Source organism: Buttiauxella cochleicola (assembly GCF_021282435.1).
In the GTDB taxonomy this organism is placed as follows: Bacteria; Pseudomonadota; Gammaproteobacteria; order Enterobacterales; family Enterobacteriaceae; genus Buttiauxella; species Buttiauxella massiliensis.
This window is the reverse complement of record NZ_JAJSOT010000001.1, coordinates 57699-80062: the sequence shown is the minus strand read 5'-3', so window position 1 is coordinate 80062 and position 22364 is coordinate 57699. Positions and strand designations below refer to the sequence as shown.

Below are 22364 nucleotides of genomic sequence, written 5' to 3'. Positions count from 1 at the left end.
TATGACGAGGATAGTTACCGGCGAACCATGCGATAAATAACCAAAACAATAATCGCACCTGCTACTGCGACAAGGAAACTTGGCAAGTTAAAGCCCGTGACACTGCCGCCGATATGAAGAAATGTTGCAATCCATCCACCAACGACAGCACCAATAATCCCTAAAATACAGGTCACGATAAAACCGCCGCCGTCTTTACCAGGCATAATTAGTTTTGCGATAACACCAGCTATCAAACCGAAAATAATCCAGGCCAGAATACCCATGTTGAACATCCTCTTCATTATTGTGTGTGGTAACAAGCCAGAACCCACATCAGTTTCGCCGCGGGTTTTGTCTGTCGGTACGCTAAGTATAATCAAATGTTAGGAAAATGTGACTGGCATCACTAAGTTATTGAATTTATCCGCATAGCGCCTTGAGATTTATCTTAAGTTTTTTACATTATTGCCGATAAGATTGCTTACCGCTTTCAAAAAACTACAACATGGACCTGGCCTTGAGTAACTATAACGAGCAGTTTCTGAAACAAAGTCCTCTGGCAGTATTAGGCGTGTTACGTGATCTCCATAAAAACCAAGTACCGGTTCGTCTGAGTTGGCCATCGGGGCAATTTATCAGCAAAATCCTTGAGGTTACGGCGACTGGTTTGATAGTGGATTTTGGAAGCCAGGGGCATGAAAATCAGGCGGCGCAAAAAGCGACCAACATACAGTTCATCGCTGAGACGGAAGGAGCAAAGGTAGAATTTATAATGCCTAAGATGCAGGTGATAAGTTACCTGAACTTACCGGCATTCCATGCCCCGCTACCTCCCGCTTTGTGGTTCGTACAACGTCGGGAATACTTTCGTATCAGTGCCCCACTTCAGCCCTATTACCTCTGCAATACCACGCTCTCTAATGGCTCACCTTTCCAGTTCAGGCTATGTGATTTGTCATTAGGGGGAATGGGCGCACTGCTTGACGGGCCTCTGCCAGAAGGGTTGAGCGCAGGAATGCGTTTCTCACAGGTGGAAATAGATTTAGTGCAGTGGGGTAAGTTTCACTTTGATATGCAGTTGATAACGCTTTCGGAGCGAAAAGTCATCGACGGTAAAAATCAGACTATCAGCACACCTCGCCTGAGTTTCCGCTTCCTGAATGTAAACCCGGCCGTTGAGCGCGAGCTACAGCGCATTATCTTCTCGCTGGAACGATCGGCGCGTGAAAAAGCAGAACGAGTGAAGTAAACAGTTTAAGACAGACACTAAAGAATGCGATTTGCATAAATGCGACAAGGCCGCAAACCCCAGACGCATAGAAAACGATGCGACTGGGACGTGCGGCTGGGCTCTGTTACATAGCGTTTAAAGCACGCGACACCTTATACAGATAGCGCGGTGCCTGAGGTGCCGGGTGATTCTTCGCGATATAATCGTAAAACTCGTCAGGGCTCAGGTCGTTAATCTCGTTAATGGCCTTTTTGCGATCCGATGAGAAGGTTCTGAGCAGAGCTCCTGCACCGTTGGCATAAGAAGCCAGCAACGCATATTGCATAGTTTGCGGATCTTCAATACCAGCCAGAGTGCCATGTTCCAGGATACTTAAATAAGCCGTGCCAATCGAAATATTACGCGCCGGATCTTTGAGCTCGCTGGTTGACGGCTCGCCGCCCCATCCCAGATGGCGATACACATCGCGCCCAGCTGTTGAGGCTTTAATCTGCATCAAACCAACCGCGTTAGACTTACTGACAAGCGTAGGATTACCGCCTGATTCCACAGCAATAATCGCCGTAATCACACGCGGGCTAACGCCCCACTCTTTTGCCGCCTGATCGGTTATTGGCATCCAGGTTAATGCGCGTTGCACCGGTTTTGTAGGGTCCCACTCGGGCTGTTTGGTGGTATGGCTTGAACAACCTGCTAAAAACAAAACCATTACAATGAGCCATCTGATATTCACGCATCTATCCTTATAAAATTACCCGGAATATTGAAATTTGTGGGGTAAACAACATTGATTCATCGCCGCCTGGCGGATGACAACCACCTTTGATAACGGCATGATAACCAATTCACTTTCAGCAAGGAAATGCCATGTCCACGATTCGTTTGATTGCCCCTTCAGGTTTCTGTGTTAATCAGGCTGCTGCCGCGCGCGGTATCGAACGCCTGAAAGCCGCGGGCCATCGAGTGGAAAACCAATCCGTCGTGACCCGGCGCTTTCAGCGTTTCGCCGGAACTGACGACCAACGACTTGCTGACATTCAGGATTTATCCGCACTCCCGAAGGAATGCGATATCGTTCTGGCGGTGCGCGGTGGTTATGGTGCATCTCGTTTGCTTGAAAATATTGACTATTCGAGCCTTGGGCACGCGTTCCACGAACGTACACCGATTATTTGCGGGCATAGCGATTTTACCGCAATCCAGTTAGCCCTCTTATCCCAGACAGGTGCCATTACCTTCAGCGGGCCGATGCTTGCAGGTAATTTTGGTGCCGATGAGTTAAACAGCTTTACCTGGCAGCATTTCTGGCAGGCGATTACTGAGCCGCAGTTTACCCTCACCTGGCAAAGCCCAACGCCTGCATGTTCGGTAAGCGGGACGCTGTGGGGTGGCAACCTCGCGATGCTGGTTTCAATGCTGGGGTCGCCGTGGCTCAACGTGATTGATGGTGGCATTTTAGTGGTCGAGGATATTAACGAGCATCCTTTCCGCGTGGAGCGCCTGTTATTGCAACTCCACCACGCCGGAATTTTAGCGCGTCAGAAGGCCCTGATTCTCGGTAGTTTCAACGGGGCAACGTTAAGTGACTACGACGGCGGTTATGATTTCGATGAAATGTGTCGCATGTTAGAGCAGCGGTTATCCATTCCCGTGCTGCGCGGTTTACCGTTTGGTCATGAACCAGAAACCGTCACTCTGCCATTGGGAGCTTTTGGTGAACTACAGCATGACGGGCAAACCGCCAGCCTCACCGTAAGTGGCCATCCGGTAATCAGGTAAAAAAAGTCGTTTCAGCCCCTCAGATAGCACGATGAATCAATAGTTTCCGTGTTAATATTTTCCACACGAATAGATACAGGCGCAAAGGAGAAAGATAATTTTGGACGCAGGGGCAATAGTCAGTCTGTTTATTTTAGGTTCCGTACTGGTAACTTGTAGCATCTTATTAAGTTCATTTTCCTCTCGTCTTGGTATCCCCATTCTGGTTATCTTCCTCGCTATTGGTATGTTGGCGGGGATCGATGGTATTGGCGGCATTCCGTTTGATAATTATCCTTTCGCTTATTTAATCAGTAACCTGGCGCTGGCGGTGATTCTGCTTGATGGCGGCATGCGCACCCAGGCGAGCTCCTTTCGCGTAGCCCTTGGCCCCGCACTATCACTTGCCACAGTTGGTGTTCTCATCACCTCAGGCTTGACTGGCATGGCTGCAGCCTGGCTGTTTAATCTCAATTTAATTGAAGGCTTGCTGATTGGAGCCATCGTCGGCTCAACCGATGCGGCAGCCGTGTTCTCGCTGCTCGGCGGCAAAGGGCTGAACGAACGTGTCGGCGCAACGCTCGAAATTGAGTCCGGCAGTAACGACCCAATGGCGGTGTTTTTAACCATCACGCTTATCGAGATGATTCAGCATGGGCAAACCGGCCTGAGCTGGATGTTCCTGGTGGATATTATTCAGCAGTTTGGTCTGGGCATTGTGCTTGGCCTTGGCGGCGGATATTTGCTGTTGCAAATGATCAACCGTATTACCCTGCCGCAGGGGTTGTATCCACTGCTGGCATTAAGCGGTGGGATTATGGTATTTGGCATCACCACCGCATTAAACGGCAGCGGTATTCTGGCGGTCTATTTGTGCGGTTTCGTGCTTGGCAACCGCCCTATTCGCAGTCGTTTTGGCATCTTGCAAAACTTTGATGGACTGGCGTGGTTTGCGCAAATTGGCATGTTCCTGGTGCTGGGCTTGCTGGTCAATCCAACCGATCTGTTGCCGATTGCCATTCCGGCACTGCTGCTGTCTGTCTGGATGATTTTCTTTGCTCGTCCATTGTCTGTGTTCCTCGGCTTGTTGCCGTTCCGTGGATTTAACCTGCGCGAGCGTGTGTTTATCAGTTGGGTCGGCCTGCGTGGCGCGGTGCCCATCATCCTTGCTGTATTCCCGATGATGGCGGGCCTTGAAAATGCGCGCCTGTTCTTTAATGTCGCCTTCTTTGTGGTCCTGGTGTCGCTGTTATTACAAGGCACGTCACTCGGTTGGGCGGCGAAAAAAGCCAAAGTTGTGGTTCCGCCTGTCGGCTGGCCTGTATCCCGTGTTGGCCTGGATATTCATCCGGAAAACCCTTGGGAGCAGTTCGTTTATCAGCTTAGCGAAGACAAATGGTGCATCGGTGCCTCTTTGCGGGATCTGAAAATGCCGAAAGACACACGAATTGCCGCCTTGTTCCGTGACAATGTTCTGATGCAACCAGGCGACCGCACGCGTTTGCAAGTGGGTGATGTGCTCTGCGTCATTGGTCGTGAGCGCGACTTACCGGCTCTGGGTAAGATGTTTAGCCAGTCGCCACCAGTGGCACTCGACCAACGCTTCTTCGGTGATTTTATTCTCGAAGCCAGCGCCCAGTTTGGCGATGTCGCGACCATTTACGGCCTTGAACTTGATGATAACGTCAATACTCGACAAACATTGGGTGAGTTTGTGGTGGGCATGTTAGGCGGCGCGCCGGTGGTGGGTGACCAGGTGGAGTTCGCGGGCATGATATGGACAGTGGCCGAGAAAGAAGATAACCAGGTGCGTAAGATTGGTGTGCGCGTCGAGAGTGAAGAGACAGAGTAATAAAACAATATGGCGGGTAATGTAACTTACCCGCCATACCAATACCGATGTGCAAAAGAGCGTTAATGCAACAATAATCAGGATGTTGTAACTACTGGCACGCGCGGTGCCAGAGCGCACATTAATTCGTATCCCACCGTTCCCGCGGCATGAGCCACATCATCAATTTTCACCGTGTTGCCCCACAGTTCGACCGGACTACCAATCCCGGCATTCGGGCAAGGCGTGAGATCTACGGTCAACATATCCATGGAAATGGCACCGACAGTGTGAGTCAGCACGCCGTCAACGCGCACTGGCGTGCCCGTCGGCGCGATACGCGGATAACCATCGGCATAACCACAGGCCACTACACCAATGCGCTGTTCACCGCTTGCCCGATAACGGCTGCCATAACCCACTGTATCGCCCGGTTTAAGGTTCTGAACGCCAATAATTTCACTTTGTAGACTCATGACCGGTTGCAGGCCGCTGGTGGCAACATCACACCACTGCCCGCTCGGCGATGCGCCATACAAGATGATCCCTGGACGCACCCAGTCGAAATGCGCTTCCGGGTGCCACAGCGTTGCCGCCGAATTAGAGAGCGAGCGCGGGCAATCTAAACCTTCAGCCGCCTGCACTACCCGCTTCATTGGTTCAATGATGCCATCAGGTTGTTCTGCATCAGCAAAGTGCGCCATCAACGTAAGTTGACCGACGTTTGGGATAACACGCAGTTGCTGCCAGATAGAATGCACGCGGTCAGGGCTGAACCCGAGGCGGTTCATTCCGCTATTCATCTTCAGGTAAACATCCAGCGGTGCATTGAGTTTGGCATTAGCTAAAGCTTTTACCTGCCAGTTACTGTGCAGGCTGGTGGTCAAACGATACTGGTCAAATAGCGGCAACTCGTCGGCATGGAAAAACCCTTCCAGCATCAAAATCGGTCCTTTCCAACCTAGCTCACGCAGCAGGATCGCCTCTTCAACATTAAGCATCGCGAAACCATCGGTTTCCCTTAACGACGACCAGATACGCTCAATTCCATGACCGTAAGCATTCGCTTTAACCACCGACCAGACACGCGAATGAGGAGCTGCCTGGCGAACAACATTTAAATTGTTACGTAGCGCGCTGAGATTCAGCGTCGCAACAACAGGACGGGGCATTGTCCTCTCCTTGTTCAAATTTAATTATGAGCGTTATGCAAACGCTGCGAGCCCGTCGGGCTAAAACCTGGGGAGTAACGCGCAACCGCGAGATCGTCAAAGGGAATGGCGGGCGTTGTTCCTGAAATTAAGTCGCTGAGCATCTGGCCCGAGCCACAGGCCATCGTCCAGCCTAACGTCCCGTGCCCGGTGTTAAGCCAAAGATTTTTGAACGGTGTACGCCCAACAATTGGCGTACCGTCTGGCGTCATTGGGCGCAGGCCCGTCCAGAATGTGGCTTGCTCAACATGCCCTCCACGCGGGTACAAATCACGAACCACCATTTCCAGGGTTTCGCGGCGTGGTTGTAGCAATTCCGTATTGAAGCCGACAATTTCTGCCATTCCGCCAACGCGAATACGCTTGTCAAAACGCGTGATAGCAATTTTGTATGTCTCATCGAGAATAGTCGAAACAGGTGCGCCTTGCTCATCAGCAATGGGGATAGTCAGCGAATAACCTTTGAGTGGATAGACAGGAATATCAACGATATTTTTCAATAGGCCGGTGGAGTATGACCCGAAAGCAACGACGTAAGCATCGGCCTTCACGACCTCTTTGCCGCACTGCACGCCGTAAATACTTTGGCCTTCGTACAACAGACGATCAACCGAAGTATTGAAACGGAACTCAACACCGGCCTCTGCCGCCATCTGAGCCAGGTTTTGCGTAAATAGCTGGCAGTCGCCAGTTTCATCATTCGGTAAGCGCAAGCCGCCTGTGAGCTTATGAGCTACATCAGCTAGCGCGGGTTCAACTTCGGCTAAACGGCTTGCCTCAAGCAATTGATATGGCACGCCAGCATCTTCGAGTACTGCAATATCTTTGGCGGCATTTTCATACTGCTGAGCGGTACGGAACAGTTGCAGCGTGCCGCCCTGCCGTCCTTCGTATTGAATATTGGTGGTATGTCGCAACTCTTTCAGACAATCACGGCTGTATTCCGCGAGGCGCACCATACGGCCTTTGTTTTCAATGTAATGACGCATGTCGCAGTTGCGCAGCATTTGCAGCATCCACTTGAGCTGGAATTGCGTACCGTCGAGGCTTATCGCCAGCGGCGCATGGCGTTGGAACATCCATTTAATCGCTTTAAGTGGCACACCTGGGGCCGCCCACGGAGCGGCATAGCCCGGTGAAATTTGCCCGGCATTCGCCGCACTGGTTTCCATTGCCGGCCCCGCTTCCCTGTCGATAACCGTGACATCATGCCCAGCCTGGCGTAAATACCAGGCACTGCTGACTCCGACTACGCCACTTCCCAGCACCACAACTCGCATACCGATTCCACCATTTAGCTAAAAGAATAATCTTCTGATTACAAATTGATAACTCAGTTGAAAATGTTATTCAACATATGGCTTTGTTATAGTGACTTTCCTCACATCCTGCCCCGTTATCGCCGCATATCGATAATTAGAATCTCCTGCCTGGTAAAATATTTTCTACAAAATATTATGCTACTTATTGAGTTAAACGCGGGGCATTGAAATACGTTAATCGCGTCGAAAAAATTTTGCTTGCCGCTGCTAAGTTTCAGGAGTTGTCTATTCTTGAAAGTGAGGCTTTCCATCCAGAGAGAGCCGCCAACAATGAGGGCGCGCTGATGGCTATTGTTACTGATTCCGCCACAAAGGATTCTAAACGTCTAAGTGATGGACCTGACTGGACGTTCGAGCTGCTTGATGTCTACCTCGCCGAGATAGATCGTGTTGCCAAACTCTATCGGCTGGAGACTTATCCTCATCAAATTGAAGTGATTACCTCCGAACAAATGATGGATGCCTATTCGAGCGTTGGGATGCCGATTAACTATCCGCACTGGTCGTTTGGTAAGAAATTCATTGAAACGGAGCGGCTATACAAACATGGGCAACAGGGGTTGGCCTACGAGATAGTGATCAACTCCAACCCGTGCATCGCCTATCTGATGGAAGAAAACACAATTACGATGCAGGCGCTGGTGATCGCCCATGCCTGTTATGGGCATAACTCATTCTTCAAAAACAACTATCTGTTCCGCAGTTGGACCGATGCCAGTTCGATTATCGATTACCTGATCTTCGCCCGTAAATACATTACCGAATGCGAAGAGCGTTATGGCGTGGACGAAGTGGAGCGCCTGCTCGACTCCTGCCATGCGCTGATGAACTATGGCGTTGACCGTTATAAACGCCCACAAAAAATTTCGTTGCAGGAAGAGACTGCGCGGCAGAAAAGTCGTGAGGAGTACCTGCAAAGCCAGGTGAACACCTTGTGGCGTACCCTACCACGCCGTGAAGAAGAAAAAACGGTTGCCGAAGCGCGTCGTTACCCTTCAGAGCCACAAGAAAACCTGCTCTATTTTATGGAAAAGAATGCGCCGTTGTTGGAGTCCTGGCAGCGTGAGATTTTGCGCATTGTGCGTAAGGTTAGCCAGTACTTCTATCCACAAAAACAGACCCAGGTAATGAACGAAGGCTGGGCGACGTTCTGGCACTACACCATCCTTAACCATCTGTACGATGAAGGAAAAGTGACTGACCGCTTTATGCTTGAGTTCCTGCATAGCCATACCAATGTGGTATTCCAGCCACCGTACAATAGCCCTTGGTACAGCGGCATCAACCCATATGCACTGGGTTTTGCCATGTTCCAGGACATCAAGCGTATTTGCCAGTCGCCGACCGAAGAAGACCGCTACTGGTTCCCGGATATTGCGGGCAAAGACTGGCTGGAAACGCTGCATTTCGCGATGCGTGATTTCAAAGATGAAAGTTTTATCAGCCAATTCCTGTCGCCAAAACTGATGCGTGATTTCCGCCTGTTTACGGTGCTGGATGACGACCGCAATAACTATCTGGAAATTGCGGCGATTCACAATGAGGAGGGTTATCGCAAGATTCGTGCTGAGCTTTCTGCACAGTACAATCTCAGTAACCTTGAACCTAATATTCAGGTCTGGAACGTTGATTTACGCGGCGACCGCTCGCTGACGCTGCGCTATATCCCGCATAACCGTGCTCCGCTAGATAAAGGGCGTCGTGAGGTTCTCAAACATGTACATCGTTTGTGGGGCTTTGACGTAACGCTTGAACAGCAAAACGAAGATGGCAGCGTTGAGTTACTCGAACGTTGCCCACCGCGACTCAATAGTTTGTAAGCATAAAAAAACGCTTCCCGAAGGAAGCGTTTTTCATTTTACAGATGGTGATGACATGGCCAGATTAACGGGTGTGCATTGCCAAATCACCCGGTAGGTTTTTCTGCATCCGATGCCAGATTTCACCACTTTCACGCCCGTAGGTACGAACAGTATCAAATACCTGATCGTGCAAACCTTGTTGGCAAATTTCCGCCAGACGATGGTAGAAACCTAACGCCAGACTGCGCGCTTCAGGACTTGAGAAGTAGTGACGACCGATGCGGGTATACAATCCTTTCATTCCATTGAGGATCAGCCCGTAAATTGGGTTGCCGGAAGCAAAAGCAAGACCACGGAAAATGTTGTAATCAAGCTTAGCGAACGCATCAGCGTGATCTTCAACGCTGTTTGCGGTAGCCAACACTTCTTGCGCTTTATCCGGATGCTGGCGAACAGCAGTACGAATAAAGATGGTCGCAATGTTAGTTCGCACTGACAGCAGGTTATCAATCAACTGCGGCACGCTGTCATGATCGAGACGCGCCAGAGTTTCCAGAATGTTTAAACCGGAGGTTTCCCAGAAGTTATTCACTTTGGTCGGCTTGCCATGCTGAATCGTTAACCAGCCATCACGCGCCAGGCGCTGAAGCACCTCGCGCAATGTGGTACGGGTCACACCGATTAGCTCAGATAACTCACGCTCAGCAGGAAGAATTGTTCCCGGGGCAAAGCGGTTATTCCAGATACTTTCGATGATGTATTCTTCCGCGAAACCCGCCGGGCTCTGCGCCTTAATGACCATAGTATGCTTTCCATTACACAGGTTTTGCTAAAGAGACTCATCATACCAGATGCCATGCGGCGCAGGTAGCAGCGAGGGGCGCCAAATTTGGAATCATGGTTTAATTTTGCAGAGCATCGCACAACCAAAGAATATTCCTATACCTTGATTGATATCTTATGCGCAGGTAACCTGAAACAACTCAATTGACGCAACTTTATCTTTATCCGAAATATTTCTGTTTTAAGTTTTGGGGAGAAAGTATCACTTCGCCTGCACTTTGAGATATTACGGATAACTGGAGCATGAAAATTCTACGATGGAAATGTCTACGGGGCGTGCGCTTTTTCGCAACTTTTTAGGTCAGTCACCTAATTGGTATAAGCTGACTTTACTGACTTTCTTAGTCATAAATCCTTTAATATTCTGGTTCGTAAGTCCATTCGTTGCAGGCTGGATGTTGGTTGCCGAGTTTATATTCACTCTGGCAATGGCTCTGAAATGTTATCCGCTACTACCTGGCGGGTTGCTGGCTATTGAAGCCGTGTTCATTGGAATGACAACGCCAGACCATGTACGTGCAGAAATTGCATCAAATCTTGAAGTGTTGCTGCTACTGATATTTATGGTTGCGGGCATCTATTTCATGAAACAGCTCCTGCTGTTGGTGTTTACCAAACTCCTGCTCGGCATTCGCTCAAAGATTCTGCTCTCCCTCGCATTTTGTATCGCAGCCGCATTTTTATCGGCCTTCCTCGATGCTCTTACCGTCGTCGCTGTAGTCATCAGCGTGGCGGTTGGCTTCTATGACATCTACCACCGCGTCGCGTCGACTGGCGATCTTGAAGATGGTATTAAGGATGACACCCAACTTGATTCCGACACTCGCAGCACACTCGAGCAATTCCGCGCTTTCCTACGTAGCCTGATGATGCATGCTGGTGTGGGCACCGCGCTGGGTGGTGTGATGACGATGGTCGGCGAGCCGCAAAACCTGATTATTGCGAAAAATGCTGGCTGGCACTTTGGCGATTTCTTCCTGCGTATGGCCCCGGTGACCATTCCGGTTCTTATCTGCGGCTTACTCACTTGTGTATTGCTGGAGTCCACTAAAATACTCGGTTACGGTGAGAAACTGCCAGAAAAGGTACGTGGGATTTTGCAAGACTACGACACTAAAAGTGCGCAAAAACGCACCCGTCAGGATCGTGTAAAACTGATCGTTCAGGCACTGATTGGTATCTGGCTGGTGATTGCTCTGGCACTCCATTTAGCCGAAGTAGGGTTAATTGGCCTCTCAGTGATTATTTTTGCCACCTCATTATGTGGTGTGACTGATGAGCACCAGATAGGCAAAGCCTTTACCGAAGCGCTGCCGTTTACCGCCCTGCTGACCGTGTTCTTTGCGGTAGTCGCCGTGATAATTGACCAGCATCTGTTTACACCTGTTATTCAGTTTGTATTGCAGGCCGAACCACATTCGCAACTGGCGCTGTTCTATTTATTTAACGGCATCCTTTCATCGATTTCCGATAACGTGTTTGTCGGCACCGTCTATATCAACGAAGCGAAAACTGCACTAACCAGCGGCATTATTGACCTCAAGCAGTTTGAGTTACTGGCAGTGGCGATTAACACCGGTACTAACTTGCCGTCAGTTGCTACACCAAATGGCCAGGCAGCCTTCTTATTCCTGCTCACATCCGCGCTGGCTCCGCTGATTCGTCTTTCTTATGGCCGTATGGTGCTGATGGCTCTACCGTATACGCTGGTATTGACCATCGTTGGATTGTTAGGTGTTGAATTTAGCCTCGTACCCGCAACCGAATGGATGCTGCATGCCGGCTGGATTTCATCACCGTTGATGAACGCCATACCGCATTAAGTTATTCTAACGGGCGGTATAGCGCCCGTTTACCTTATTTGTCTGAATAACATTCAATTAGCGTGTTATTTTGATGTGCGTACTGGCGCAGAAATCGAATTCGTTTACACTGCCGACTCAACGCATGCTGCAGGGATACTGATTATGTTGCGATATTTAAACCAATGCTCCCGTGGGCGCGGTGCCTGGCTTCTACTGGCATTAACAGCCTTTGCCCTGGAAATGGTGGCATTGTGGTTCCAGCACGTCATGATGCTGAAACCTTGTGTTATGTGTATTTACGAGCGTTGCGCACTGTTTGGCATTATGGGTGCAGGGATTGTCGGTGCCATTGCGCCAAAAACACCGCTGCGTTATGCCGGAATTGCGCTTTGGATCTACAGTGCAGGGAAAGGTCTGCAATTAGCGTGGGAACACACCATGCTTCAGCTTCACCCTTCCCCGTTTGTGACTTGTGACTTTGCCGCGCGTTTCCCAAGCTGGTTGCCGCTTGATAAGTGGTTACCGTCAGTGTTTGTGGCAACAGGTGACTGTTCAGTGCGCCAGTGGGAATTCCTCACGCTGGATATGGTGCAGTGGTTGGTGGGAATTTTTGCTATTTTCCTGGTAATTGCCGTGCTGGTATTGATTGCTCAGCCTTTCAAACCTAAACGCCGTGATCTGTTCGGTCGCTAATCTCATCTTGCAGAAATAAAAAAACCGCCTCGGCGGTTTTTTTTATTATTAGTGGTCGCGACGATAAAGCGTCCACTGATCTATTCGCTCGCCACTTGGCAATATGCAATCGCCACGCTCACCCAGATCGGTTTTCACCGTTCTCAATTCACCGCCTTTGTCTTTGCAGTAAACTGACGCCGGGTTCGGCATGCCGATAACCTGCGGCGGTTTAGGTGCCACGGGCTCAGGCGATGAACAGCCGCTGAGGATTATTGCCCCAATTAGTAATGTTATTTTTTTCATTATTCCTCCGTTATGGAGGCTGAATGTTAACAGTGCAGAAGTGGGGAAAGCAAAACCAGCGCAATTCGCTCTTAGCGAGCAGCTACACTATATTGATGAATCGCACTCATCGGACGATGAAGAAGGTGCATCCCTGATTTACAGAAGATACAAACAGCGCCATAGGGATTTGTTTCTCGGACATCGTAAGGGGAGGTGCGATACTGTGAACCGCCACATGACGGACACTTAAATGTTAAATACTGGATAAAAACCTACTTTTATTTGTTATTGAAAGAACACCGTATCATAAATATTTCGTTTTGTACGATTTATTTTTGTGTTCTTTCTCGAAGCTGGTGGTTTAGTCTGCCCACTCAGGTTTGTTTAATATATGATCTTGCCAGTCAGTTACTTCTGACTCTTTCACTGCAATATGGCGCACAGAAATCCGTTCACCATGCATTGCGGCTTTTGAACCTGTCAACAAGGGATGCCATACCGGTAAGTCCTTGCCTTCAGCCAATAGGCGGTACGCGCATGAGTGCGGTAACCACTCAAAGGTTGGCAAGTTATCACGAGTCAACTTGATGCAGTCTGGCTCATACTCAAAGCGGCGTTCGTAGTTTTTACACTGACAAGTTTTGATGTTTAATTGCTTACAGGCGACGTTGGTGAAGTAAATTTCATCCGAGTCTTCATCCATCAATTTATGCAGACAGCACTGGCCGCAGCCATCACAAAGTGATTCCCACTCTGTGTCACTCATTTCGTCAAGAGTTTTGCGCTGCCAGAACGGTGCTGTAGTCATGATGTTTGTCCGGTAATAAAAAAACAAGCGCACCTTATAAACAGTCTGGGACACAGATGCAAGTTTTGCCGCCCTATGGCGGCAAATTGATTATAGAACGCGGGTGGTTAAGTTGCGGTCTGCGAAGCTAACTTCGAGTTCGTCGCCACTCACAAGCGGCCCCACACCCTCCGGTGTTCCGGTGAGGATCACATCACCGGCTCGTAAGGTGAAAAAGCGGCTCATATAAGCAATCAAAGGCACGATCTTATGGATCATGTCTGAAGTACTGCCCTGCTGGCGAACTTCGCCATTGATCTTTAATGCAATAGGCGTATTTTGCGCATCGCAGTTAAACTCGCTGGCTGGAATAAACCCAGAAATCGGGCAGGAATTGTCAAACCCTTTCGCTTTTTCCCAGGGTTGACCCGCTTTTTTTAATTTCCCCTGCAAGTCACGAAGCGTCAGATCAAGCGCTATGCCATATCCCGCAATGGCCTTGGTAACATGCTCATCTGTAGCCTGTCTAAGCGTAGATCCAATCAGAATCGCGAGCTCAACTTCATGATGCACCGACCCCAAACCTTGGGGTAGAACCAGCGGCTGGCGAATATCACACAACGCGCTTTCGGGCTTAATAAACAACACCGGCTCTTCCGGCGTTGCACTGCCCATCTCTTTGATATGTTTTGCGTAGTTACTGCCTACACACACTACTTTGCTGACCGGAAAATCCAGCAGCGCACCCTGCCAGTTATGATGCTGATACATGCCTTTCCTCTGCGTCGTTGTGTTAATTACCTTTGATACTAGAGAAAAAAATTGCGGCTGAATACCGACGTGTAAGAGTTATTGTGCAATCGCATCTGCCATGGTACCGATGCTTATCGCAAAGTAGTAAGAGCGGTTCCAGTGCATGATGGTACGAAAGTTATTGTAGACAAGGAACGAGCGCCCCAGGTTGTCATCAGGCGTGATAATCCAGGCTTTTCGAGTAGGTGCAGGTGGCGTGGTTGCGTCTTTTAACGTGATACCTAATTTTTGCCATTGGCTGACTGTTTTACCCTGATCTGTTTTGGTTCCGGCAAGCGACCTATCGAAACCTTCGGGAAGCGTGACTTCTCTGCCCCATTCTCCACCCGCCTTCCATCCTTCAGTCTCCAGATAATTAGCGGTTGAAGCAAAAACGTCACTGATGTTAGTCCAGATATCAACTTTCCCATCACCATCACCATCCGCGCCATAGCGCAAATAGGAACTTGGCATAAATTGGCTTTGCCCCATTGCCCCCGCCCATGAACCTTTAAGCTCTTGCACGGTGATATGGCCCTGGTCGAGAATTTTTAATGCAGCCATCAACTCTTTGGTAAAGAACGCTTCACGCCGCCCTTCAAATGCCAGCGTTGCCAGCGCAGAAACGATGTCCTCTTTACCCTGAATTTCGCCAAAATGGCTTTCCATCGCCCACAGAGCAACGATGTACTGACTTTGTACACCAGTACGATTGCTGATGGCTTCTAATTCATTTCGGTGCAGCTGATACTGCGCGCGTGCTTGTTCAATCTTTTGTGGCGTAATCACCCGAGAGAGATATTCATCCAGCATGATTTTCTTTTCAAGCTGGCTCTGGTCGGATTTGATGACCCGATCAACGAAATGAATGCTGGCGAATGCCTTGTTGATGGTGCTATCGCTAATTCCCTGGAGGCGGGCTTGTTCTTTTAGTGTCTCAACAAAGGCCGGAAATTCCGCGGGGTTTCGCCCTTGCTGCGCAAGCGTTGTAGGTGCAGGCGTAGTCTCTGGCTGCGTCGCAACTGAGGGATTAACAATGGATTGCGCCTGCTCGTCAGAAGATAGAGCGCTAAAACTAGTCAACATAAAGGTGATGACGGTCAAACAAATTGCTGGAGTGTTCATCTTTTTCCCCGCGGTTATTTGTTCTAAATATCATCTACCTTTATGTTCAGGAAAGATTTGGCAGTAGTCTGAAACTTATTTTTTCGGACTGTTTTCGAGATGCATTTTTAACAAACTTTCAGGCGGTGGTGGCAATTGTAAATAATAGCCAACATCTTTGAGAGCTTGTTTTACTTTATCAAAATCAGCATTAGCCAGTTTTTTACTCCCATCAAGCGGTAATACCATTGCCAATTGTGGGGTACCAAAACCTTTCATCAATTCTTCAGGTACGCGTGAGAAATCGTCTTTTTTTTCGACATAAAGATAAGTTTGGTCACGTTTACTACTTCTGTAGATCACACAAAACATTTTTTTTACTCTATTTTCGCCAGATGGTGGCTTGCCTGAATATATCTGTGACTATAACATGCCAGATGTACTTCGGAATATCGTCCCACACAGGTGGGGATTAAAACTGAATTGAGTAAGGCCAGGATGTCAAACACGCCAATCGAGTTAAAAGGCAGCAGTTTTACCTTATCAGTGCTTCATTTACATGATGCACAACCCGAAGTCATTCTCCAGGCCCTTCAGGACAAAGTATCCCAGGCTCCGGCCTTTCTGAAAAATGCACCAGTGGTGGTGAATGTTGCCAGCCTCGATGGTTCAGTTAACTGGAAGAAAGTCCAGCAAGCGGTAGTTGCTTCCGGTTTGCGAGTAGTCGGTATAAGTGGTTGTAAAGACGAAGCTTTGAAGAGGGAAATTGAACTCGCTGGCTTGCCACTTCTGACTGAAGGGAAAGAAAAGAATTTGCGTTCCAGGGCCACTCCCGCTGAGGTTGCGGCACCAGTAGAACCAATTGTTACCCCGATCACAAAAACGCGTTTGATTGATGCCCCGGTTCGTTCCGGTCAGCGCATTTATGCGCCAAACTGTGATTTGATTATCACCAATCACGTCAGTGCCGGTGCAGAACTTATAGCAGATGGTAATATTCATGTTTACGGCATGATGCGTGGCCGTGCTCTGGCGGGCGCCAGTGGCGATCGTGATGCACAAATATTCTGTACTAATCTTGCTGCTGAGCTGGTCTCAATAGCGGGAGAATACTGGCTAAGTGAACAAATACCAGCCAATTATTATGGGAAAGCGGCGCGCCTGAGTTTGGCGAGTGGTGCTCTCTCCGTTCAATCTTTGAATTAAGCCCTTTTAACAAGGAATTCCTTTATGGCACGCATTATTGTTGTTACGTCGGGTAAAGGGGGCGTCGGTAAGACCACGTCCAGCGCGGCCATCGCTACGGGTTTGGCCCAAAAGGGAAGAAAAACCGTCGTTATCGATTTTGATATTGGCCTGCGTAACCTGGATTTAATCATGGGTTGCGAGCGCCGCGTGGTATACGACTTCGTTAACGTTATTCAAGGCGATGCCACATTAAATCAGGCATTGATCCGAGATAAGCGCACCGAGCAACTCTACATTCTTCCCGCATCGCAAACCCGCGATAAAGATGCCCTTACCCGCGAAGGTGTGGCGAAGGTACTCGAAGATCTGAAAAATATGGACTTTGAGTTTATCGTTTGCGATTCACCTGCAGGTATCGAAACAGGCGCATTAATGGCGCTCTATTTTGCTGATGAAGCAATTATCACGACTAACCCTGAAGTTTCATCAGTGCGCGATTCAGACCGCATCCTCGGCATTCTTTCTTCAAAATCTCGTCGTGCCGAAAACGGTGAATCGCCAATTAAAGAACACCTGCTGTTAACTCGCTACAACCCGGGCCGTGTAAACCGCGGCGACATGCTAAGCATGGAAGATGTGCTGGAAATACTGCGCATTCCATTGGTCGGAGTTATTCCTGAAGATCAATCTGTGCTGCGTGCTTCAAACCAGGGTGAGCCGGTCATTCTTGACCAGGAGGCTGACGCTGGTAAGGCTTATGCAGATACTGTTGAGCGTCTGCTTGGCGAAGATCGCCCTTTCCGCTTCATTGAAGAAGAGAAGAAAGGCTTCCTCAAACGCCTGTTCGGAGGATAAGTTATGGCATTACTAGACTTTTTTCTCTCACGGAAAAAGAACACCGCCAACATTGCAAAAGAACGTCTGCAAATTATCGTCGCAGAGCGTCGCCGTGGTGATAGTGAACCTCATTATTTGCCGCAGCTAAAACGCGATATTTTGGAAGTCATTTGCAAATATGTAAAAATCGATCCTGAGATGTTAACAGTCGTTCTCGATCAAAAAGATGACGATATTTCTGTTCTGGAGCTTAACGTCACGTTGCCAGAAACGCAGGAAGCAACAACCAAATCCGCGTAATACATTTTACGTAATAAGCCTCCTGGAATTATCCCGGAGGCTTATTTATTTTTACGAACTGACAATGTTTAAATACAGACTATTCTTAAAGGTTAATGGCTATATTCAATTACCACCTGGTAAAAACCCTGTAATTATTCCCAGTAACCTTCAGCAAATATTAAAAATCAGCCAGCAACGTTTTTAAAGCTTCACCCATTACACGTCCACGCCAGCCACTGATTAATTCCGGCTGTGTAGTCTGGGTTTTTAATTGCCAGTGCCAATTCAGCAACTGGTTAATTTGTCGGCGTGAAGCGAGTAACTCTGCACTCAACCCACAAGTTTCACTCACCTGCTGAACCAACGCTTTGATAGCTTTAAATACGCGGCGATATCCCGGCATATCAACCAAATTGCTCAATGGCTCAGGCAGTTCGTCGTCGGACAATGCCTGGGCTTCGACCACCATAGCCAGAAGTGCTTTGCCGTGGAAACGAATTTCGCTGCCGCTCAGGCCAAGGTGTTCAAGCTCACCTAAAGACCCTGGCATGTACCGTGCGACTTGCCAGAGGTGTTCTTCACGCACCACGAAGTTGACCGCCATATCACGCTCACGCGCTTTGCGCAGACGCCATGATGCCAGTTTCTTCAGGCAAGCCAACTGGCGCGTTCTTAACTGCCATGCGTTACCAATTTCACGCCAGGCTTCTTCAGGGTCGAGAACATCCTGGCGACGGGAAGCCATCAGGTTGCATTCGTCCAGGGCCGCTTCCATCCAGCCCGCTGCTTGTGTCTCTTCCATCAACTTGTGCGCAATAGGCAGCAGATAGAGCACATCAGCGGCAGCATAATCACACTGGCGCTCAGTCAGAGGGCGTGCCAGCCAGTCGGTGCGTGATTCACTTTTATCCAGTGCAATACCGGTAAACGACTCAACAATGGTGGCAAAACCACAAGAGAGTGGACGCCCGCTAAAGGCCGCCAGAATCTGTGTATCAATAAACGGGTCAGGTAACATGCCGAACGCATTGAGGAACACTTCCAGGTCTTCGCTGCCAGCGTGCAGGAACTTAATCACAGCAGTATCTTGCAACAACGTTTTGAATGGTGACCAATCAGAAATCGTCAGCGGGTCGATAAGCGAAGCAGCTTCCCCGTCGTACAGCTGGATCAAACCCAGCTGCGGGTAATATGTCCGTGTACGAACAAATTCAGTATCCAGCGCAACAGCCGGAAATTGACGTGCAGCCTCACAAACGGTAGCCAGGCCTTCATCGGTAGTAATCATTTGGTAAGTCAAATTCAGTTCTCTTAGGTTTGCGCCCATAAAAAACGCCGGCAGAACCGGCGTTAGGGCGACTGACTCGGAGCTCAGGCGTTATTGTTGCCTTTACTGACCGATTCGTCACGTAGTTCTCGTCGTAATATTTTGCCTACATTCGATTTTGGCAGCTCTTCGCGGAACTCCACCAGCTTAGGCACTTTGTAGCCAGTAAGATGACGGCGGCAAAAAACAATTAGCGCCTCTTCGGTGAGCGATGCATCTTTTTTCACGACAAAGATTTTTACCGCTTCGCCGGAAGCACCGCTCGGAACACCAACGGCGGCAACTTCGAGCACACCACTATGTTGCATAACGACGTCTTCAATTTCGTTCGGGTAGACGTTAAAGCCTGAGACCAGAATCATATCTTTTTTGCGATCGACGATGCGCATAAAGCCTTCGTCGTCCATTACCGCGATATCACCGGTACGCAACCAACCGTCTTGCAGAATTTCATCCGTTGCATCCGGACGTTGCCAGTAACCCAACATCACCTGCGGGCCTTTGACGCAAAGCTCCCCTGGTTCGCCAGGAGGGACTTCTTCACCTTCATCGTCGATGAGTTTTACTTCGGTGGACGGTACTGGCAAACCGATACTGCCGCTGTGGTAATCCATATCGTGAGGATTGGCGCTCACTAATGGGGCACACTCGGTCAGACCGTAACCTTCAAGCAGGAAGCGTCCTGTCAGTTTTTCCCAACGCTCGGCTACTACTTGCTGGACAGGCATACCGCCACCCGCGGAAAGGTGCAGACTTGAAAAATCGAGCTGCTGGAATTCTTTGTTGTTGAGCAGCGCATTAAACAGCGTGTTTACGCCAGTCATTGCGGTAAATGGATATTTAGCTAATTCTTTAACCAGCCCTGGAATGTCACGTGGGTTGGTAATTAGCAAATTCTGTCCGCCAAGTTCAATAAATAGCAGGCAGTTCATGGTCAGAGCGAAGATGTGGTAGAGCGGCAATGCGGTAACAACCAGCTCTTTGCGTTCAAATAGTAGCGGGCTGTAGGCCGCTCTAACTTGTTCAAGATTCGCTAACATATTGCGGTGTGTCAGCATCGCCCCTTTGGCAACCCCCGTCGTCCCGCCGGTATATTGCAGGAATGCGAGGTCATCGTTGATGATTTCAGGCTTGATGTACTGAAGACGGTAGCCATGTTGCAAAGCACTACGGAATGAAATGGCATCAGGTAGATGGTATTTCGGTACCAGACGTTTGATGTACTTAACAACAAAGTTAACCAACGTACCTTTTGCCGCAGAGAGCTGATCGCCCATACGCGTCAAAATAACGTGCTTAACCTGGGTCTTTTCGACTACTTTTTCGAGGGTGTGAGCGAAGTTCGAGACAATCACAATCGCACTGGCACCGCTGTCATTAAGCTGATGCTCAAGCTCACGCGGTGTGTACAGTGGGTTAACATTCACCACCACCATACCCGCGCGCAGAATACCAAACAGCGCGACCGGATACTGCAACAGGTTCGGCATCATTAACGCAACACGGTCGCCCTTTTGCAGGCCCAGACCCTGTTGTAAATACGCAGCAAACGCACGGCTCCGCTCTTCCAGTTTACGGAACGTCATCACTTCACCCATGTTCATGAATGCAGGCTGATCGGCATAACGTGCCGTTGCTTGCTCAAACATATCAACCAGGGACTGATAACGGTCAGGATTTATCTCAGCCGCAACATCGGCTGGGTAGCGGTTAAGCCAAACCTTCTTCAAGGATCCACCTCTGAATTTAATATTCGTCGTCATCACAACCCCAATATATAAACACGCTGTTAACATAATATTAACTCAGCGTACCAGTTTATTAATTAGACTGATTTAAGGTTGCGAAGCGCATCACTAATTATTTTTATTCCATGATAAAACGAAGAGACAGCGGACATGCCGCTGCCTCTTCGTTTCAGTAAAGCAATTTGTTACTCAGTTACGATTGTCTGCACCTGTGCAGGGCCTGGATTATACCATCCGCCGCCCCACATACCGCCATAGCCGTAACGACCACGATAAGGATACGGCCCGCCCCAGAACCACGGGTCTATCGGTTGCGGTGGCATTACCACTTGTTGAGTGACACGCCAGCGTTTATAGCCATTCACCTGCATCACCATAAACTTGTACGCACTCTCACCCACTTTACCTTCAACTACACCAGTAATTGGGCCAACCACGGTTATCAACTGACCGCGGAAGTCTACAGGGTCGAGGAAACCGTTAACATCCGCGTAGATACGCCCTTTGGAAGGCTCACCTAACTCTGGACGCGCACCTTCATCGAGATTAACGGTGGCAATTTCCAGCCTTGTTCTGCCCTGCTTGTTATCAATATTCACCACTCGCCCACCGAAGCGTGCTTCTTGCCCGATATAGAGCTGTGGTGCATTCATCACCCGGACTAAATCTTGTTGAGGCATGGCGCTGGTGCCTTTTATGGCATCAGGTATGCTGACGCAACCGCTAAGCACAATGACTGCCGCGATGGCTAAAACCCGGGTAACAATCCTGACATGTAAACCAGCCATATCCTTTCTCCTTAACGCAATTTCGCTTCACGAAAACGTCGGGAACTACTCTCTGCCAGGCAGTTTCTTCCAGGTCACTTCATTACGCAGATAAACCGGTTCGGCATGTTCAACCGCAACTGTCTGTCCGGCATTCAATGCCTGAATCGCCAAAGGCAACATATCTTCCGCCGCAGGCAAGGTGACTTCTCCATCATGGATGACCAGTTCACTGCCCTGAGCCATATCCGGCCAGGCCTGCCAACCCGTTCCAACAGTAGCCCACTCACCCTGTAGTTGTTTCAACCGCTCAGCAACCGCTTCAGGTTTTAACACCGCTTCAGTTTCTTCACCGTGCCAGACACCATTTTCATCACGCTGATATTCAGCCCAATAAACCTCCCCCATACGTGCGTCAATTGCGGCCAGCACACGGGTAGCTCCCGTCACACGCCATGCGCCTTGCGCCATGGTGGCAAGTGTTGATATGCCAATCATCGGCAATTCAGCACCCAAGGCCAGCCCTTGCGCAATACCAATGCCTATGCGCACGCCGGTAAAACTACCAGGACCACGGCCATAAGCAAGGGCGTTCAATGCGGTCAGACCAACGCCCCCTTCATTGAGAATATCGCGGACAAGCGGCAATATGCGTTGGGTATGTTCACGTGGGCAGAGTTCGAAACGGGCACAGGAAGTCCCCTCGTTATACAGGGCAACCGAACAAGCTTCTGTCGCGGTGTCGATGGCTAAAATTCGCATGATTTGCCAACCTCTGGCGGTAAAA

24 protein-coding genes and 1 pseudogene are annotated in these 22364 nt (G+C 49.3%); 9 read left to right on the top strand and 16 right to left on the bottom strand.

The genetic code is table 11. From position 1 onward, the window contains the following. Positions 1–14 precede the first annotated feature (14 nt). Positions 15–266, bottom strand: coding sequence for a GlsB/YeaQ/YmgE family stress response membrane protein (locus LVQ77_RS00390; RefSeq protein WP_034455252.1), 252 nt, complete (start codon positions 264–266; stop codon positions 15–17). A gap of 233 nt (positions 267–499) precedes the next feature. On the opposite strand from LVQ77_RS00390, the gene ycgR reads away from it, so the two are divergent. Further along, the gene (gene ycgR / locus LVQ77_RS00385; protein ID WP_232903351.1) at positions 500–1231 is read left to right on the top strand and encodes a flagellar brake protein YcgR; all 732 of its coding nucleotides are present in this window, start codon (positions 500–502) and stop codon (positions 1229–1231) included. A 106-nt stretch (positions 1232–1337) separates the two neighbouring features. Here the strand turns inward: ycgR and emtA are convergent, their stop codons facing one another. Beyond that, the gene (emtA, locus tag LVQ77_RS00380) at positions 1338–1946 is read right to left on the bottom strand and encodes a membrane-bound lytic murein transglycosylase EmtA (protein WP_232903350.1); all 609 of its coding nucleotides are present in this window, start codon (positions 1944–1946) and stop codon (positions 1338–1340) included. A 134-nt stretch (positions 1947–2080) separates the two neighbouring features. On the opposite strand from emtA, the gene ldcA reads away from it, so the two are divergent. Beyond that, positions 2081–2992: a muramoyltetrapeptide carboxypeptidase gene (gene ldcA / locus LVQ77_RS00375; protein WP_232903349.1), complete on the top strand. Its 912-nt coding sequence runs from the start codon at positions 2081–2083 to the stop codon at positions 2990–2992. 100 nt (positions 2993–3092) lie between these two features. Then, positions 3093–4823 (top strand): potassium/proton antiporter, encoded by a 1731-nt coding sequence (locus tag LVQ77_RS00370; RefSeq protein ID WP_232903348.1) that lies wholly within the window; start codon positions 3093–3095, stop codon positions 4821–4823. On the opposite strand, the pseudogene LVQ77_RS22425 reads toward LVQ77_RS00370, so the two are convergent. The 3 genes and pseudogenes from LVQ77_RS22425 to LVQ77_RS00360 form a co-directional block, all read right to left on the bottom strand. Then, positions 4752–4943: pseudogene (locus LVQ77_RS22425) on the bottom strand (hypothetical protein); the annotation flags it as partial. The gene LVQ77_RS00370 and the pseudogene LVQ77_RS22425 overlap by 72 nt on opposite strands. Beyond that, entirely contained in the window at positions 4901–5974 is a 1074-nt protein-coding gene (gene dadX / locus LVQ77_RS00365) for a catabolic alanine racemase DadX (RefSeq protein ID WP_232903347.1), read from the bottom strand. The pseudogene LVQ77_RS22425 and the gene dadX, both read right to left, overlap by 43 nt. A 20-nt stretch (positions 5975–5994) precedes the next feature. Further along, positions 5995–7293, bottom strand: coding sequence for a D-amino acid dehydrogenase (locus LVQ77_RS00360; protein WP_232903346.1), 1299 nt, complete (start codon positions 7291–7293; stop codon positions 5995–5997). Positions 7294–7619: 326 nt separating this feature from the next. Here LVQ77_RS00360 and LVQ77_RS00355 point away from each other — a divergent pair, with 326 nt between their 5' ends. Continuing rightward, a complete protein-coding gene (locus LVQ77_RS00355; RefSeq protein ID WP_064546553.1) occupies positions 7620–9155 on the top strand; it encodes a SpoVR family protein in 1536 nt (511 codons plus the stop codon). A 64-nt stretch (positions 9156–9219) separates the two neighbouring features. Here the strand turns inward: LVQ77_RS00355 and fadR are convergent, their stop codons facing one another. Continuing rightward, positions 9220–9939 (bottom strand): fatty acid metabolism transcriptional regulator FadR, encoded by a 720-nt coding sequence (fadR, locus tag LVQ77_RS00350; protein ID WP_232863430.1) that lies wholly within the window; start codon positions 9937–9939, stop codon positions 9220–9222. 298 nt (positions 9940–10237) lie between these two features. Here fadR and nhaB point away from each other — a divergent pair, with 298 nt between their 5' ends. Next, positions 10238–11803: a Na(+)/H(+) antiporter NhaB gene (gene nhaB, locus LVQ77_RS00345; protein ID WP_232903345.1), complete on the top strand. Its 1566-nt coding sequence runs from the start codon at positions 10238–10240 to the stop codon at positions 11801–11803. Positions 11804–11947: 144 nt separating this feature from the next. After that, positions 11948–12478: a disulfide bond formation protein DsbB gene (dsbB, locus tag LVQ77_RS00340; protein ID WP_232863428.1), complete on the top strand. Its 531-nt coding sequence runs from the start codon at positions 11948–11950 to the stop codon at positions 12476–12478. Between the two features lie 48 nt (positions 12479–12526). On the opposite strand, the gene LVQ77_RS00335 is transcribed toward dsbB, so the two are convergent. The 6 genes from LVQ77_RS00335 to LVQ77_RS00310 all read right to left on the bottom strand — a co-directional run bounded on the left by LVQ77_RS00335 (position 12527) and on the right by LVQ77_RS00310 (position 15800). Then, a complete protein-coding gene (locus LVQ77_RS00335; protein ID WP_151994539.1) occupies positions 12527–12763 on the bottom strand; it encodes a putative hemolysin in 237 nt (78 codons plus the stop codon). Between the two features lie 71 nt (positions 12764–12834). Then, the gene (gene ymcF, locus LVQ77_RS00330) at positions 12835–13011 is read right to left on the bottom strand and encodes a cold shock small protein YmcF (RefSeq protein WP_370644967.1); all 177 of its coding nucleotides are present in this window, start codon (positions 13009–13011) and stop codon (positions 12835–12837) included. A gap of 95 nt (positions 13012–13106) precedes the next feature. Beyond that, complete coding sequence (ycgN, locus tag LVQ77_RS00325) at positions 13107–13553, bottom strand: cysteine cluster protein YcgN (protein ID WP_064511840.1); 447 nt, start codon at positions 13551–13553, stop codon at positions 13107–13109. Between the two features lie 90 nt (positions 13554–13643). Further along, on the bottom strand, positions 13644–14303 hold the full coding sequence (locus LVQ77_RS00320) for a fumarylacetoacetate hydrolase family protein (protein ID WP_151994540.1): 660 nt from the start codon (positions 14301–14303) through the stop codon (positions 13644–13646). Positions 14304–14381: 78 nt separating this feature from the next. Next, positions 14382–15449 (bottom strand): lytic murein transglycosylase, encoded by a 1068-nt coding sequence (locus LVQ77_RS00315; protein WP_232903344.1) that lies wholly within the window; start codon positions 15447–15449, stop codon positions 14382–14384. Between the two features lie 75 nt (positions 15450–15524). Next, positions 15525–15800 (bottom strand): YcgL domain-containing protein, encoded by a 276-nt coding sequence (locus LVQ77_RS00310; RefSeq protein ID WP_034455230.1) that lies wholly within the window; start codon positions 15798–15800, stop codon positions 15525–15527. Positions 15801–15926: 126 nt separating this feature from the next. Between LVQ77_RS00310 and minC the strand changes: the two genes are divergently transcribed. From minC to minE, 3 genes are read left to right on the top strand one after another with little or no spacing between them, the layout of a single operon-like run. After that, complete coding sequence (minC, locus tag LVQ77_RS00305) at positions 15927–16634, top strand: septum site-determining protein MinC (protein WP_232903919.1); 708 nt, start codon at positions 15927–15929, stop codon at positions 16632–16634. A gap of 24 nt (positions 16635–16658) precedes the next feature. Continuing rightward, the gene (minD, locus tag LVQ77_RS00300; protein WP_064511844.1) at positions 16659–17471 is read left to right on the top strand and encodes a septum site-determining protein MinD; all 813 of its coding nucleotides are present in this window, start codon (positions 16659–16661) and stop codon (positions 17469–17471) included. 3 nt (positions 17472–17474) lie between these two features. Then, entirely contained in the window at positions 17475–17753 is a 279-nt protein-coding gene (minE, locus tag LVQ77_RS00295; protein WP_034455225.1) for a cell division topological specificity factor MinE, read from the top strand. 160 nt (positions 17754–17913) lie between these two features. On the opposite strand, the gene rnd is transcribed toward minE, so the two are convergent. The 4 genes from rnd to tsaB all read right to left on the bottom strand — a co-directional run bounded on the left by rnd (position 17914) and on the right by tsaB (position 22339). Then, positions 17914–19035, bottom strand: a complete 1122-nt coding sequence (gene rnd, locus LVQ77_RS00290) for a ribonuclease D (RefSeq protein ID WP_232903918.1) — start codon at positions 19033–19035, stop codon at positions 17914–17916. 71 nt (positions 19036–19106) lie between these two features. After that, complete coding sequence (gene fadD / locus LVQ77_RS00285; protein ID WP_154148806.1) at positions 19107–20792, bottom strand: long-chain-fatty-acid--CoA ligase FadD; 1686 nt, start codon at positions 20790–20792, stop codon at positions 19107–19109. 203 nt (positions 20793–20995) lie between these two features. Beyond that, a complete protein-coding gene (locus LVQ77_RS00280) occupies positions 20996–21598 on the bottom strand; it encodes a Slp family lipoprotein (RefSeq protein ID WP_064511847.1) in 603 nt (200 codons plus the stop codon). Positions 21599–21643: 45 nt separating this feature from the next. Further along, positions 21644–22339, bottom strand: a complete 696-nt coding sequence (gene tsaB / locus LVQ77_RS00275; RefSeq protein WP_154148802.1) for a tRNA (adenosine(37)-N6)-threonylcarbamoyltransferase complex dimerization subunit type 1 TsaB — start codon at positions 22337–22339, stop codon at positions 21644–21646. Positions 22340–22364 lie beyond the last annotated feature (25 nt).

Bases quoted from the DNA above. Each gene is read 5' to 3' on its own strand.
- LVQ77_RS00355 (WP_064546553.1), top strand. From the start codon at position 7,620: ATGGCTATTGTTACTGATTCCGCCACAAAGGATTCTAAACGTCTAAGT.
- minC (WP_232903919.1), top strand. From the start codon at position 15,927: ATGTCAAACACGCCAATCGAGTTAAAAGGCAGCAGTTTTACCTTATCA.
- LVQ77_RS00320 (WP_151994540.1), bottom strand. From the start codon at position 14,303: ATGTATCAGCATCATAACTGGCAGGGTGCGCTGCTGGATTTTCCGGTC.
- LVQ77_RS00390 (WP_034455252.1), bottom strand. From the start codon at position 266: ATGGGTATTCTGGCCTGGATTATTTTCGGTTTGATAGCTGGTGTTATC.
- LVQ77_RS00315 (WP_232903344.1), bottom strand. From the start codon at position 15,449: ATGAACACTCCAGCAATTTGTTTGACCGTCATCACCTTTATGTTGACT.
- fadR (WP_232863430.1), bottom strand. From the start codon at position 9,939: ATGGTCATTAAGGCGCAGAGCCCGGCGGGTTTCGCGGAAGAATACATC.
- minD (WP_064511844.1), top strand. From the start codon at position 16,659: ATGGCACGCATTATTGTTGTTACGTCGGGTAAAGGGGGCGTCGGTAAG.
- LVQ77_RS00360 (WP_232903346.1), bottom strand. From the start codon at position 7,293: ATGCGAGTTGTGGTGCTGGGAAGTGGCGTAGTCGGAGTCAGCAGTGCC.
- LVQ77_RS00335 (WP_151994539.1), bottom strand. From the start codon at position 12,763: ATGAAAAAAATAACATTACTAATTGGGGCAATAATCCTCAGCGGCTGT.
- ldcA (WP_232903349.1), top strand. From the start codon at position 2,081: ATGTCCACGATTCGTTTGATTGCCCCTTCAGGTTTCTGTGTTAATCAG.
- nhaB (WP_232903345.1), top strand. From the start codon at position 10,238: ATGGAAATGTCTACGGGGCGTGCGCTTTTTCGCAACTTTTTAGGTCAG.
- dadX (WP_232903347.1), bottom strand. From the start codon at position 5,974: ATGCCCCGTCCTGTTGTTGCGACGCTGAATCTCAGCGCGCTACGTAAC.
- tsaB (WP_154148802.1), bottom strand. From the start codon at position 22,339: ATGCGAATTTTAGCCATCGACACCGCGACAGAAGCTTGTTCGGTTGCC.
- ycgN (WP_064511840.1), bottom strand. From the start codon at position 13,553: ATGACTACAGCACCGTTCTGGCAGCGCAAAACTCTTGACGAAATGAGT.
- LVQ77_RS00310 (WP_034455230.1), bottom strand. From the start codon at position 15,800: ATGTTTTGTGTGATCTACAGAAGTAGTAAACGTGACCAAACTTATCTT.
- LVQ77_RS00280 (WP_064511847.1), bottom strand. From the start codon at position 21,598: ATGGCTGGTTTACATGTCAGGATTGTTACCCGGGTTTTAGCCATCGCG.
- dsbB (WP_232863428.1), top strand. From the start codon at position 11,948: ATGTTGCGATATTTAAACCAATGCTCCCGTGGGCGCGGTGCCTGGCTT.
- minE (WP_034455225.1), top strand. From the start codon at position 17,475: ATGGCATTACTAGACTTTTTTCTCTCACGGAAAAAGAACACCGCCAAC.